The organism is Pedobacter sp. SAFR-022 (assembly GCF_051965375.1).
In the GTDB taxonomy this organism is placed as follows: Bacteria; Bacteroidota; Bacteroidia; order Sphingobacteriales; family Sphingobacteriaceae; genus Pedobacter.
In genome coordinates, this window is the sequence record NZ_JBQCME010000005.1 from 213,572 (window position 1) to 226,310 (window position 12,739).

Annotated in this window: 15 protein-coding genes; 6 read left to right on the forward strand and 9 right to left on the reverse strand. The window is 43.9% G+C overall.

The genetic code is table 11. From position 1 onward, the window contains the following. Window position 1: 1 nt before the first annotated feature. From ACTHQF_RS13585 to ACTHQF_RS13605, 5 genes are all read left to right on the forward strand, one after another. Window positions 2–835: a type 1 glutamine amidotransferase gene (locus ACTHQF_RS13585; RefSeq protein WP_440430875.1), complete on the forward strand. Its 834-nt coding sequence runs from the start codon at window positions 2–4 to the stop codon at window positions 833–835. 2 nt (window positions 836–837) lie between these two features. Beyond that, a complete protein-coding gene (locus ACTHQF_RS13590) occupies window positions 838–2,025 on the forward strand; it encodes a hypothetical protein (protein ID WP_440430876.1) in 1,188 nt (395 codons plus the stop codon). A 49-nt stretch (window positions 2,026–2,074) separates the two neighbouring features. Next, window positions 2,075–2,239, forward strand: coding sequence for a FeoB-associated Cys-rich membrane protein (locus ACTHQF_RS13595; RefSeq protein ID WP_440430878.1), 165 nt, complete (start codon window positions 2,075–2,077; stop codon window positions 2,237–2,239). 11 nt (window positions 2,240–2,250) lie between these two features. Beyond that, window positions 2,251–2,841: a Crp/Fnr family transcriptional regulator gene (locus ACTHQF_RS13600; protein ID WP_440430880.1), complete on the forward strand. Its 591-nt coding sequence runs from the start codon at window positions 2,251–2,253 to the stop codon at window positions 2,839–2,841. Between the two features lie 82 nt (window positions 2,842–2,923). Further along, entirely contained in the window at window positions 2,924–3,457 is a 534-nt protein-coding gene (locus ACTHQF_RS13605; RefSeq protein ID WP_440430882.1) for a YceI family protein, read from the forward strand. A gap of 84 nt (window positions 3,458–3,541) precedes the next feature. Here ACTHQF_RS13605 and ACTHQF_RS13610 read toward each other — a convergent pair whose 3' ends face one another. From ACTHQF_RS13610 to porV, 3 genes are all read right to left on the reverse strand, one after another. Continuing rightward, on the reverse strand, window positions 3,542–3,853 hold the full coding sequence (locus ACTHQF_RS13610; protein WP_440430883.1) for a hypothetical protein: 312 nt from the start codon (window positions 3,851–3,853) through the stop codon (window positions 3,542–3,544). Between the two features lie 161 nt (window positions 3,854–4,014). Next, the gene (ispF, locus tag ACTHQF_RS13615) at window positions 4,015–4,497 is read right to left on the reverse strand and encodes a 2-C-methyl-D-erythritol 2,4-cyclodiphosphate synthase (RefSeq protein WP_440430884.1); all 483 of its coding nucleotides are present in this window, start codon (window positions 4,495–4,497) and stop codon (window positions 4,015–4,017) included. A gap of 14 nt (window positions 4,498–4,511) precedes the next feature. Continuing rightward, a complete protein-coding gene (gene porV / locus ACTHQF_RS13620) occupies window positions 4,512–5,684 on the reverse strand; it encodes a type IX secretion system outer membrane channel protein PorV (protein WP_440430886.1) in 1,173 nt (390 codons plus the stop codon). Between the two features lie 162 nt (window positions 5,685–5,846). On the opposite strand from porV, the gene ACTHQF_RS13625 reads away from it, so the two are divergent. Beyond that, on the forward strand, window positions 5,847–7,466 hold the full coding sequence (locus ACTHQF_RS13625; RefSeq protein ID WP_440430888.1) for an SUMF1/EgtB/PvdO family nonheme iron enzyme: 1,620 nt from the start codon (window positions 5,847–5,849) through the stop codon (window positions 7,464–7,466). 79 nt (window positions 7,467–7,545) lie between these two features. Here ACTHQF_RS13625 and ACTHQF_RS13630 read toward each other — a convergent pair whose 3' ends face one another. Genes ACTHQF_RS13630 through ACTHQF_RS13655 form a run of 6 tightly spaced genes read right to left on the reverse strand, consistent with a single transcriptional unit; the run spans window position 7,546 to window position 12,736 of the window. After that, the gene (locus ACTHQF_RS13630; protein WP_440430889.1) at window positions 7,546–8,049 is read right to left on the reverse strand and encodes an acetyl-CoA carboxylase biotin carboxyl carrier protein subunit; all 504 of its coding nucleotides are present in this window, start codon (window positions 8,047–8,049) and stop codon (window positions 7,546–7,548) included. An 11-nt stretch (window positions 8,050–8,060) separates the two neighbouring features. Continuing rightward, window positions 8,061–8,768: a 16S rRNA (uracil(1498)-N(3))-methyltransferase gene (locus ACTHQF_RS13635; RefSeq protein WP_440430891.1), complete on the reverse strand. Its 708-nt coding sequence runs from the start codon at window positions 8,766–8,768 to the stop codon at window positions 8,061–8,063. 9 nt (window positions 8,769–8,777) lie between these two features. Beyond that, entirely contained in the window at window positions 8,778–10,103 is a 1,326-nt protein-coding gene (locus ACTHQF_RS13640) for a hemolysin family protein (RefSeq protein WP_440430893.1), read from the reverse strand. Beyond that, window positions 10,104–10,655 carry an inorganic diphosphatase gene (locus tag ACTHQF_RS13645; RefSeq protein WP_440430895.1) on the reverse strand — a complete coding sequence of 184 codons (552 nt, stop codon included), beginning with the start codon at window positions 10,653–10,655 and terminating at the stop codon, window positions 10,104–10,106. Window positions 10,656–10,675: 20 nt separating this feature from the next. Beyond that, window positions 10,676–11,317 carry a DedA family protein gene (locus ACTHQF_RS13650; RefSeq protein WP_440430897.1) on the reverse strand — a complete coding sequence of 214 codons (642 nt, stop codon included), beginning with the start codon at window positions 11,315–11,317 and terminating at the stop codon, window positions 10,676–10,678. 45 nt (window positions 11,318–11,362) lie between these two features. Next, window positions 11,363–12,736, reverse strand: a complete 1,374-nt coding sequence (locus tag ACTHQF_RS13655) for an NADH-quinone oxidoreductase subunit N (protein WP_440430899.1) — start codon at window positions 12,734–12,736, stop codon at window positions 11,363–11,365. Window positions 12,737–12,739 lie beyond the last annotated feature (3 nt).

The window sequence follows — 12,739 nt, forward strand, 5'->3', positions numbered from 1 at the left end:
AATGGATAGTATTAAGAAGATAAAGGTTGCTGTGATTGACATGAATAATGGCGCAGCGAACCAGGGTATGCGGGGGATTATAGAAATTTTAGGTAAGTACGAACAGGATCATGATGTTGCGTTTTCACTTGAAATTTTTGACTTGAGACAGAAAGGTGAACTACCAGGCCTGGATCACCATCTTTATATCTCTACCGGCGGGCCGGGCAGCCCTTATGATGGCGAAGGTGAAGATTGGGAGAACCGGTTTTTTGAGCTGCTCGAGAAGATCCATGAACATAATTTAGGTGGCGAACAGGAGAAGAAATACGTATTTCTGATCTGCCATTCCTTCCAGCTGGCATGCAGAAAATTCGGGCTGGGTAATGTGACCGAACGTAAGTCCAACGCCTTTGGGATATTCCCAATAAACTTAACGGAAGAAGGTGAACAGGAACCCTTCTTTAAGGGCCTCAGCAATCCTTTCTATTCTGTAGACAGCAGAGACTGGCAGGTTATAGAACCTGACGAAGCTGCATTTGCCGCATTTGGCGCCAAGATCCTGGCCCTGGAAAAAGAAAGACCTAATGTAGATCTGGAACGTTGCATTATGGCCATCCGTTTTTCGGATGAGATCATAGGTACGCAGTTCCATCCGGAAGCAGATCCGACAGGGATGCGTATGCACCTGCTTCGTGAGGATAAAAAGAAGTCCATTATAGAAAATCACAGCGAAGAGAAATACTATGACATGCTTGACAGTCTTGAACATCCGGAAAGGATCTCTCTTACACAAAGCGTGATTTTGCCGAACTTCATTACCAAAGCAATTTCGAACACCTTACAAGAAGTTTAATTATGATCAGGTCATACCGGGAAAGTTTCAATGCAAACTTTACAGCAGCGAAATATGAGGCATTTCTGAACAAAGCAGATGAGGGCTTCCCGCCCATTGAATTCAGACTTGCCGAGACGCCCGTATTTATTCCCGATGACCTTAAATCAGAACTGATCAAAGCCGGAGAAGAGATCGTCAACTTCATCAAACTTCCGGGATTTAAAGCTTTGACGAAGAAGGCTATTCCATTTGAATGGGAGGTACCTTTTGAAAATAGTCACCCGCATTTCCTCACGCTTGATTTCGGCATTGTTAAAGATGCAGAAGGTAAGTTAGTGCCGAAGTTGATCGAGCTGCAAGGCTTTCCATCGTTGTATGGCTTCCAGATGCATCTTGCAGATTTGTATAAGACGGTCTTTGACCTAGACCCTAGCCTTACGCCGTACTTCAATGGCCTTAACCAGGAAAGCTATATTGAGCTGCTTAGAAGGGTGATTGTTGGTAACCATCCACCACATCAGGTTGTACTCATGGACCTTGATGTAAATAAGCAGAAGACTGCAATAGATTTTTACATTACCGCAAAACACCTGGGCATCAAGATCATTGGACTGGAAGACATCTTTAAAGAAGACGATCACATTTGCTACCGCGAAAACGGCGTAAACGTGCGGATCAAACGGATTTATAACCGCCTGATCTTCGACGAGATTAAAGACGATTTCAGCTTATTTAAGGAATGCTTTGACCCGCGGGAGATCATTGATGTCGAGTGGATGACACATCCAAACTGGTTTTACCGGATCAGTAAGTACACGATGCCATTTTTGGAAAGCAAGTATGTACCGGAGAGTTTCTTCCTGCATGAAGTGAAAACATTGCCGCCGGATTTGGAGAACTACGTTTTAAAACCCTTGTTTTCGTTCGCCGGGATGGGGGTGATTATCGATGTGAATAAAGAAGATATCTTGAAGATCGAAGATCCGGAAAACTGGATCCTACAGGAGAAAGTACAGTATGAACCTGCACTACAAGCTCCTGATGGTGGTGTTAAGGCAGAACTGCGCTTGATGTACATCTGGCCGGATGGCGAAGAGCCAATATTGGCCATTAATCTGGCACGATTAAGTCGGGGTAAAATGATTGGGGTACGTTATAATAAAAATTTTGATTGGGTAGGCGGTACTGTAGGGTTGATGCGCCCATAATTTGACATTCGATCGACCAGCAAAATCACTGATAAGGTTAAATTTGAATATGGATTTACAAGCTGTATTAGTAGCCATTTTGTTTGCGGCGGCCCTGTTCTACATCGGCCGGATCATTTACCGCTCCATTAAACCATCAAAAGATGGTGGTTGTGCTACCGGTTGCAACAAATGCAATGTAGATTTCAGCAATATCGATCCTAAAACGAAATAGATTTAAACTATATGCTTGAAAAGTTTAAATCCTACCTCCAACAACGGATCGCACTAACGGATGCGCAATTCGATGTCATTGCAAAAGACCTTAAAATAAAGACCTTCCTGAAGAACGAACTGATCTTGTCTCAGGGTGAAACCAGCACCAGAACGTATTTTGTACTCGAAGGTTTGTTACGTAGTTATTCTATTGACAGTAAGGGGAAGGCACACATCATTCAGTTCGCGCCGGAATCCTGGTGGATATCCGATCGCAATGGCCTGCTTAACAACGAGGCTTCTGATTTCAATATGGATGCCATAGAGCCTACCACGGCATTGATCATTCCAAAAGATTTTTTTTGTACCGCCGCGGTAAATGCACCCGAGTTTACCTTGTTAAATTCAACAATGCTGAATAATGCTATTCGTTTTATGCAGCGACGCATAAACCTGCTGCTGGCGGCAACTGCGGAAGAACGTTACCTGGACTTCATCAAGTTGTATCCCAACCTAACGCTGCGGGTGCCACAATGGATGATCGCTTCATATCTGGGCATTACGCCAGAATCACTGAGTCGGGTGCGTAAAGATCTTGCGCACAAGCCTTTAAAATTCTGATTTCTTAACATACATCAACGGTCACAAACACAGTTCTGCTTAACTTTGTTGTATCAAAATAACAAATCTAAATCAGACTATCATGGCAACAACTAAATGGATATTAGATCCAACACATAGTGAATTACAGTTTAAGGTTAAACACCTAATGATCACCACGGTGACCGGCAGCTTCAGGAATTTCACTGCTGAACTGGAAAGCGAAGCAGATGATCATTTTGAAAATGCTAAGGCGAGGTTTAGTGCTGAAGTAAGTTCGGTGGATACGGGTAATGCAGACCGTGACAACCACCTGGTGACAGGCGATTTCTTTGAAGTTGAAACTCACCCTACCATGAGCTTTGAATCTACATCCATCACCCGCGATGGCGATGACTATAAAGTATCTGGCGATATTACCATTAAAGGGGTAACCAAACCGATCGTTCTTGATGTGGAGTTTGGCGGTATCGCTGTTGACCCTTGGGGAAATACTAAAGCAGGCTTTACTTTAAGCGGTAAATTGAAAAGAGGCGACTTTGGCCTTACCTATAATGCTACCCTTGAAACTGGCGGTGTAATGCTGGGTGAAGAGGTAAAGATCTTAGGTGAGCTACAATTTGTGAAACAAGCATAAGAAAATATATCAGCCATTCTGTGGCGATTACGAACCTAAGTTCGTGAGGCATGCTAAAAAGCCGGGTAAATCCCGGCTTTTGCTTTATTTGTTCTTGATACCTTCCTGGTTACTTTGTTTTACGCCATCGGCACCGCCATTTGCCGAACGGTTCTTACTTACGCTATCCCGTAACGTGGTATTGATGTTGCTTTGGCTTAGGCCTGTGGTGTCTGCAGCACCTGAATCAGAACCAGAAGAAGTCTGCCCGCTGGCGGAATTCATTGCTGGAACTTGTGTGGTATCCAGTCTTACCGAGTCTGCAACAGATTCATCGCCTTTATCTCCGAAAGAACAAGCACTCATGGACAGCACTAAAAAGGAAAACGCTAAAACCGGTTTGAATAAACTTTTCATAATTAGGATTTTCTTTTATTAACCTGCAGCTTCCCGGAATTGTTTTCTGAATTTACCCCGACGTTTTTCGAGTTTCGAGAAATACCAGCCGACTTCTTTGGATGCAAAGATGGCGGCGGCAGGGCAATTAGCTTTCGGTTTGACTAATGCTTTTCATCCGTTTAACTATGCTTTTCAATCAAACAAACCGCATAGGCGACAACACCTTCTTCCCTGCCGATGAAGCCCATGGTTTCGTTTGTAGTGGCTTTAATGGAGACATCATCGATAGAAATACCGATTGCTGTTGCGATATTCTGCTGCATTTGTGGGATGTGAGGATTGATCTTTGGTGCTTCCAGGCATAACATCGCATCAATGTTGCCAACGTCAAAACCTTTTTCCTTAATCAGCTTGACGGTTTCCTGAAGCAGGATCATGCTGCTGATACCTTTCCATCTCGGATCAGTATTCTTGAAGTGAAAGCCGATATCGCGCAGGTTTGCCGCCCCAAGCAGGGCATCGCAGATCGCGTGCAGCAACACATCCGCATCTGAGTGCCCGAATGCGCCTTTATGGTGCTGAAGATCTACGCCGCCGACGATAAATGGGTGATTGTCCTTTAACTGGTGGACATCAAAACCGAAACCTACCTTGATTTTCATGATTATATATTTTGCTATGGCCCGATCAGCCCTTCACGATAATGTTCTATTTGGCCGAAATTAAACATTAAGCCAATCTTTAGCGTATTTGCCATCGGACTTTTTTCCATGTTGACCGGCAGATAGGCAACATCAAAGTTTATCTTCTGGTATTTAACTCCTGCCCCGAGACTCAGGAAACTGCGATTTCCTTTGGCCGGATGTCCATATACATAGCCGGCACGAATTGAGAAAGCTTGTTTGAAAGTGAATTCGACACCGAAGGAACAGCTAATTTCAGCGATTTCTTCCTTAATGGAGCCGTCGCTGAAGGATCTCCAGATGCTGGATGGAAAGCCAGTGACCTTTTCTTTATTGCCCGATGTATTTACCCTAACCGGGACCAGCAACTTGTTGAAGTCTGCAGCGAGGGTTAAACGGCTTAGATCATCAATGGCGAGCGCCGCGGAGCTGCCGAGCTTGAGGTTGGCAGGCAGGTAATGATATGGGCCGGCAGGATTGTCACGGCTACCCGGGCCAATGTTAGAAAGATTTGCGCCACCGGCGAATGTTGCATTATAACCAAAGAGCCTGCCTGGCCTGACCAGGTATGCAGATACATCAACGGCTAGTGCAGCACCTGCAGAACGAAGCGCAGTGCCCTGCTCGTTTAAGGCGAGCCGTGATTGGGCATACCGGGTTGTTATGGCCAGCGAAAAGTCTGGGCCGAGCTTTCGTGCATAACTGATGTCAAAGGCATATTCCACTGGATGGACAATACCGAGCAACAGCGCATTTTCGTCCCGGAAGGTGCTTTCACCAAGGGCGAAATAGCGCATTGATATTCCAATCGCCTGCTGACCGGAGTTCAGATAAGCGCTGAAATAACTTAGACTCATGTCTTTGACGACGCCCTGCAGCCATGGATTGTAAGAAAGGCCTAAGCCGGCTTTAGAAGGTAAAAAGACGATTGCTGATGGATTGATACTCAAATTATTTACATCTGGATCACGGGCTACACCTGCTTCGCCCATCGCCGCTGCGCGGGCATCCGGTGTGATGCTCAGAAAGGGGTAGCTTGTAGATATGGCAGTATAATTGCTATGGGATTGACTGTCAGAATTTAGATTTTGCGCGGCAACCATTGAAAATCCGGCAAAAACAAGGCCTATCGCGAGCAGAAATTTTGTTGAAGCGCTCCAATTCATATGTAAAATGTAATTATTAATCCACTTTTACAATTTACAAGAGATCCGTTTACATCAAAAGCAAGTTTCGATATTATTAATTAAATTTTGAACATTTATATATTTTGGTGCGTAACTTAATTTTTTAGTAATTTTAACACTCAAGTTTATCGCTTTGCGTCTATGAAAAAAACATACCTATATTCATTATTTGCATTACTAATTATTGGATTATATTCCTGTAAATCCAAGACCGTCAGCAAGTCGGACAAAACAGGATGGAATTATAATGAAAAAGAATTCGGAGGCTTTCAGGTTCCCGCTAACTATGACCGGGGAGCACCAGGACCCGGACTTGTAGCAATTGAAGGTGGTGTTTTTGTAATGGGTGGAAGTGCACAGGACGTTCCTGGTCAGGAACTTGGCAATTATAACCACAAGCGGGAGATTACAGTATCTTCTTTTTACATGGATGAAACGGAAGTTTCAAACACCAACTGGCTGGAGTACCTGGACTGGATCAGACAGTCTTATCCTGATGATTACGAATATTATTACAATGAACTTCCAGATACCTTGGTGTGGCGCAGACCGTTATCTTACAACGAGCCATACGTAGACAATTACCTGAGACACCCTGCTTACGGAGACTATCCGGTAGTTGGCGTGACCTGGGAGCAGGCACAACGTTACTGTACCTGGAGAACATCAAGGGTTAACGAATTGCTTTTACGTTCTCAGGGTTACATGACCTCTTTCGAAGATTTATATGGCACCGGCAAGGGCCGCAAGAAGGATCAGGTTCAGGCGGCACCAAGACCGGAGGGTCCTTTCAATACAGATGTATACTTGAATGGACAATACGATGATCGTGGTAAAAACGCGATGAAAGATCTTGGGACTGCAGCGACGAACCCAACGGGTAAAAAAGGCGATGCGCCGACCAGAAACGTAAGATTGGAAGATGGTATTCTGAAGCAGCCTTACCGCTTGCCTACAGAGGCAGAGTGGGAATATGCTGCATTGGGCCTTATTGGAAATACACAGTATGAAAACATTGCATCCAACAAGATTTATCCATGGGATGGCTTAGGCTTGAGCTCTGCTAAAAAGAGCACCCGGGGTATGATCCTTGCCAACTTTAAACGTTCTAAAGGCGACTACATGGGTGTTGGCGGTTCATTGAACGATAAAGGAAGTTTAACCGTAGCGGTAAGATCTTATCTGCCGAATGATTTCGGTTTGTATAACATGGCTGGTAACGTGAACGAATGGGTTGCCGATGTATTCCGTCCGACTACATTTGAAGCTGCTGAGGCTTTTAACCCATATAGGGGTAATTACTTCCAGGATAAAAAACTTCTAGAACCAGGATCGGCTAAGATCGCTGTAGATAAATACAACAATCCTATTCTGGTTCCGGCAACCAGTGGTAAAAAACAAACCTGGGCAGAAAAGCAAGCAGCATTGGCTGCAACTACAGCAACAGATTCTCTGGGCAATACGACCGTGGCGAGCAGTTATGTTGCCGATCAAAGAGGTCACCGGGACAGACAAAATGAGCTTTACGGCGAAATTACGCTGGTAAATGATAAATCAAGGGTTTATAAGGGAGGATCATGGGATGATCAGGCATTATGGTTAAACCCTGCTACAAGGCGTTTCCTTCAACAGGATGAGGCTACAGCAGATATCGGTTTCCGTTGTGCAATGACGATGTTAGGTGCTTCGGAAATTAGTCCAAGAAGCAGTAATAGCTTCAAAACTAAAGCGCCAAGAAAATTCAATCCTAAAAAGATTTAGCACTTGTCATGAGCATAAACAAGAAAAGGAGCCATTTGGCTCCTTTTCTTGTTTATGCTCATGAAGGATTTCGTGGCCCTTATTGGAACTGTAGCAATACTGTATTCTTTTCGATCTTGTCGCCTTGTGCAACATGTATTTTCTTTACCACGCCATCGGTTGTAGACTTTAGAATATTCTCCATTTTCATGGCTTCAAGAACAAGCAGGTTATCTCCTTTCTTCACTTCGGTACCTTCCACTACCATGATCTTTAACACAAGCCCAGGCATCGGCGCCTTTATTTCCCGGATCTTGGTCCCTGCCGCAGCATCCATACCCAGCTGCTTCAGCAGTAGATCAAACTGATCTTCTACCTGTACAGTATACAAAGTGCCGTTAACTTTGATTATTGAGGTCTTTTCCAGGTTATTGAGCTCGACTACTTCAACGTTGTAAGATTTGTTCTGGTAGATCACACTGGAGGTGTTTGGATGGGTGAGTGCTTGCACATCCAGATTTACTGGAGAGCCGTCGACCTTGAAGTGTGTATCTGTTTTATCGACCTCAAAAAGCAGCTGATCATTTACTTTAACTTTATACATATGGATGCAGGTTAACGATTAATATAGTTTAGCTCGAAGCAAGCGGCCAGCGCGGCTGTTTCCGTGCGCAGGCGAGTAGTTCCAAGTGTCACTGGCATAAAGCCCTGCCCTAGCGCAGAACTGATCTCCTGTGGGCTGAAATCACCTTCAGGTCCAATCAGCATCAGGTAATTGCCATGTGGTTGAACAAGATCTTTGATAAAGCTTCTTTCGGCATCATCGATACAGTGGGCTATTAACTTTGAAGCGGTCGTTTGTTGTTGCAGAAGCTGCGCAAAAGTTATCGCCGGATGGAGTACCGGATGATAGGCCTGTAAGGATTGTTTTACCGCGGAGGTAATTACCTTTTGCAGACGATCCTCCTTCACGACCTTACGTTCAGAACGCTCGCAGATGACCGGTGTGATCTCATCAATGCCGATCTCGGTTGCTTTTTCTAAGAACCATTCCACCCTGTCGATGTTTTTGGTCGGTGCAATTGCGATATGTAAATGATGGTTCCGTTTCTGGTATGCCTTTGTGGTTTTAGTGATCAGCAGTTCGACATGTTTCTTGGACGCTGAGTCAATCTGGGCTTCATAGAGCCCCCCTCTACCATCAACAAGATACACCTTATCCCCCGCAGCAAGGCGCAGCACCCTACTGCAGTGTTTACTTTCTTCTTCGTTTAAGGTGTAATGATCCTGATCCTGAAGATCCGGTGTATAGAAAACATGCATAGCCTGGCTTTAGTGCAAATCTACAGCGTCTTCCTTGTTGATGACCAGCTCAAGCTTAATGGTTTCTACATTCTGTTCCGTTTTTTTCAGGATCGTGAACAAGTAACCATAACACTCTTCGCTTTCACCTACTTCCGGGAAACGGCCGAAAGTATGGGAGATCAAGCCACCAATGGTGTCATAATCTTCATCCTCTGGCAGGTCATGTGGAAGATATTCGTTTACATCGTAAACGGTAGCATATGCGTTTATGATAAATTCAGTGTCTGAGATTTTCTCAACTGTAGGTTTTTCTTCATCGTACTCATCCTGGATCTCCCCAACAATTTCCTCTACGATGTCTTCCAGGGTAACCATACCTGCGGTACCACCAAACTCATCGATCACAATAGCGATCTGAATACGCTTCTGCTGAAGCTCGCTTAATAGATCATTGATCTTTTTGGTTTCAGGTACAAAATAAGGCTTTCTGATGATGTCACTAAGCTTCCACTCCTTATGAGAGGCAAGTAGTGGCAATACATCTTTAGCGTGGATAATACCGACGATCTTGTCGATGATGTCATCGTATACCGGGAAACGGGAGTAGCCCTCAGAAATGATCATATTGATCACTTCCTCTTTCGTCGTGTTTAATTCAATGCCAGAGATTTTGGTTCTGGGTACCATGATGTTCTTAACAACACGCTCGTTAAAATCGAACACGTTTTTAATCAGCTCATGCTCATTGGTATCCAAAGCGCCGCTTTCGCGACCCTGATCAAGCAGGTAATATAGTTCTTCCGTACTGTGAATGGTTTCGTGGGTACCAACGTTATTGATCCCGAAAACTTTAAGGATGATGTTTGCAAATCCGTTCAGAAGCCAGATAAAAGGCCTGAACACGACATAAAAAACCTGTAACGGAAAGGCAATAAACAAGGTGGTTTGTACCGGGCGCTGAATGGCCAGGGACTTAGGTGCAAGTTCACCGAAAACGATGTGCATTACTGTGATTACGGAAAATGCGATGATTGGTGATGCAGTTTTAGAGAATGAATCTACGAATTCCGGCGCAGCGCCGAATGATGCAAGCAGGTTGTGTAGAATATGCTCCATAACGGATTCCCCGACCCAACCCAAGCCTAGGGAAGCTAAAGTAATACCTAGCTGGGTTGCAGCTAGGTATCCGTCTAAATGTAAGGTAATGTGTTTAGCGATGTTCGCTACCCGACTACCCGATTTAGCTTGTATTTCTATTTGCGACGCTCTGACTTTAACGATTGCAAACTCTGCTGCAACGAAAAAGCCGTTAAGGACGACCAAGAAAAACGTTAAAAATATCTGAAATCCCATTTAAGAATTATTTCTATAGGTTGTATTGTACAGTTCCAGACTTTCTTTGATAACTTTAAATGCGTACTCTCTGCCAAGCAATTGCTCGATGGCAACATCTTTTCCTTCCAGTGCTTTATAATCCTGGAAAAATCTTACAATTTCCTTCATGGTATGTGGTGGCAACTCATCGATGTCGTTGATGTAGTTTACTGACATGTCATTCTTTGCCACGGCTATAATCTTGTCGTCCTGCTCACCATTATCAACCATGTGCATTACACCGATTACTTTAGCTTCAACAATAGACAAAGGGTAAACATCCACAGAACATAAAACAAGGATGTCAAGAGGGTCATTATCATCACAGAAGGTCTGTGGAATAAACCCGTAGTTTGCAGGATACATTACCGAGGAAAATAATACCCGGTCAAGCTTAATCAGATTAGAATCTTTATCGATTTCGTATTTCGCTTTTGATCCTTTTGGAATTTCAATAATTGCGTTAACACATTCAGGCAGCTTCTCGCCTGGTGATACCTGATGCCACGGATGGTGATCGTCTTTATTCATTTTTTAATTTAGAAAGTTTTTTAATCTTCATTGTTTGACACAGACCTTTTCCTCAAAAACGCGATGATAACAGGTAATGTGGTAATAACGATGAAGCCTAAGATAATATATAGTAAGTATTGATTTATTTCCTTCTCAAATTTCTTGCCTAAAAAATAGCCGAGCAAAGTTAAGGAAGCAATCCAAAATACCGCACCTACTACGTTATACAACGCAAATTTACGGAAATCTAATTTTACTACACCTGCAATAATGGGTGCAAAAGTCCTTACAATAGGGACAAACCTACCCATTATGAGTGCAAAAGCCCCTTGTTTGTTATAGTAGGCTTCTGCAGCTTTAAGGAATCTTTTCTTGAAGAAGAAGGAGTCTTTGCGCTGGTAGAGCACTGGTCCAGTCTTACGTCCAAACCAATAACCCGTAAAATTACCTGATATGGCAGCTGCCATAAGGCCGGCAATAAGTACATAGATGTTGACGTCGAGTTTACCGGTTGCTACAAACATACCAGCGAGGAATAATAGATAATCCCCTGGAAGGAAGAACCCAAAGAAGAGTCCGGTCTCTGCGAAGATCACGAACACTACTACATAAAAACCACCTTCTCTAAGTAATTTTTCAGGGTCGATGAGGTGCTGTAGATAGTTCCAAAAATCTTGCATAGTTCTATTCTTCGTAAAACTACAAATAATAATCTGTAGAACTGTTTAGATCAGGTTTAAAATTAAAGAAGGGTAAACCCCCAGAAAAACCGTGATCAAGAGTGAAAACACCAATACAACCTTGTACTGTAGCGGAATGCTTAACTGCAGTTCAGCACCTTCCTTGAAGTACATGGCTGCAATTACACGGAAGTAATAGTAAAAGCCTACCAAGGCATTCAGGATAGCAAAAGCAACCAAATATATCTGGTAACGGTCCATCACATTCAGGAACATGACGTATTTGCCGATAAATCCGGCGGTAAGCGGGATACCCGCAAGGGACAACATCGCTACGGTGACGGTCAATGCCAGAAATGGGTTCTTTCTGCCAAGCCCATTGAAGCTCTCGAAGGTATCTGCACCGGTCTTCTGTTTGACCAGGATCATCGCAGAAAAGGCAATTATATTCGCAAAAGTATAAGCTGCAGCATAGAATAAGACATCATTGGCACTTCTGGAGCTTAACGTAACCAGGGAAAACAATAGGTACCCTGCATGGGATATACTGGAGTAGGCCAGCATGCGTTTGAAGCTTTTCTGGAAAAGCGCCGTCACATTTCCCACGAACAAAGTCAGGCAAACAATGGCCATCAATGGTGGCAACCAGAAATCGTGCAGGGGAGCAAATGTTCCGGAGAAAATTCTTAAAAATGCCGCGAAGCCAGCGGTTTTAACCACGGTAGACATAAATGCCATGATTAGTGTTGGTGAGCCCTCATAAACATCGGGAACCCAGAAGTGAAAAGGCACAGCTCCAACCTTGAAGCTCAGCCCGATGAGCATTAGTATCAACCCGGGGTAGAACAAAGGCGAGACCGTCTTATAGTTGCTGATGAGGTACTCATTGATTACATCCAAATCAAAAGAACCGGTAGCGCCATAGATCAGGGCAATACCGAACAGCAGGAAACCTGTAGAAAAGGCCCCCATTAGAAAATACTTCAGGGATGCTTCATTAGAGGCGAAGTTCGTTTTCCGGATCCCTGCAAGGATGTAAAGGGCAACAGACATGATTTCGATGCCAATGAACAACATGGACATGTTTTTATAGGAGACCATGATGATCATGCCCGCAAGCGAGAACAGCATCAACGTGAAATATTCAGCGATATTCTCGCTGTGCTCGGCAAAATAGTTCTGCGTAAGGAGAAATACCAATATTGACCCGGAGATACACAAGCCGGAAAATGCCAGACCGAAATTGTCCATTTGCATCATGTTATAGTACACGTGATTACTATCCCATGAAGCAACTACAAAACCCAGGGCGGTAAACAGACCAAGTAAGGTTAGGGGTAATAAGGCCTTCTTAGCCTTGAATAACCCGGCATAAAGTACGACTAACGCTGTTACTGTAATTGTTATAATGATATTCATGCT

Coding starts and splice junctions, on each gene's coding strand:
- ACTHQF_RS13585 (WP_440430875.1), top strand. CDS start 2: ATGGATAGTATTAAGAAGATAAAGGTTGCTGTGATTGACATGAATAAT.
- ACTHQF_RS13590 (WP_440430876.1), top strand. CDS start 838: ATGATCAGGTCATACCGGGAAAGTTTCAATGCAAACTTTACAGCAGCG.
- ACTHQF_RS13595 (WP_440430878.1), top strand. CDS start 2,075: ATGGATTTACAAGCTGTATTAGTAGCCATTTTGTTTGCGGCGGCCCTG.
- ACTHQF_RS13600 (WP_440430880.1), top strand. CDS start 2,251: ATGCTTGAAAAGTTTAAATCCTACCTCCAACAACGGATCGCACTAACG.
- ACTHQF_RS13605 (WP_440430882.1), top strand. CDS start 2,924: ATGGCAACAACTAAATGGATATTAGATCCAACACATAGTGAATTACAG.
- ACTHQF_RS13610 (WP_440430883.1), bottom strand. CDS start 3,853: ATGAAAAGTTTATTCAAACCGGTTTTAGCGTTTTCCTTTTTAGTGCTG.
- ispF (WP_440430884.1), bottom strand. CDS start 4,497: ATGAAAATCAAGGTAGGTTTCGGTTTTGATGTCCACCAGTTAAAGGAC.
- porV (WP_440430886.1), bottom strand. CDS start 5,684: ATGAATTGGAGCGCTTCAACAAAATTTCTGCTCGCGATAGGCCTTGTT.
- ACTHQF_RS13625 (WP_440430888.1), top strand. CDS start 5,847: ATGAAAAAAACATACCTATATTCATTATTTGCATTACTAATTATTGGA.
- ACTHQF_RS13630 (WP_440430889.1), bottom strand. CDS start 8,049: ATGTATAAAGTTAAAGTAAATGATCAGCTGCTTTTTGAGGTCGATAAA.
- ACTHQF_RS13635 (WP_440430891.1), bottom strand. CDS start 8,768: ATGCATGTTTTCTATACACCGGATCTTCAGGATCAGGATCATTACACC.
- ACTHQF_RS13640 (WP_440430893.1), bottom strand. CDS start 10,103: ATGGGATTTCAGATATTTTTAACGTTTTTCTTGGTCGTCCTTAACGGC.
- ACTHQF_RS13645 (WP_440430895.1), bottom strand. CDS start 10,655: ATGAATAAAGACGATCACCATCCGTGGCATCAGGTATCACCAGGCGAG.
- ACTHQF_RS13650 (WP_440430897.1), bottom strand. CDS start 11,317: ATGCAAGATTTTTGGAACTATCTACAGCACCTCATCGACCCTGAAAAA.
- ACTHQF_RS13655 (WP_440430899.1), bottom strand. CDS start 12,736: ATGAATATCATTATAACAATTACAGTAACAGCGTTAGTCGTACTTTAT.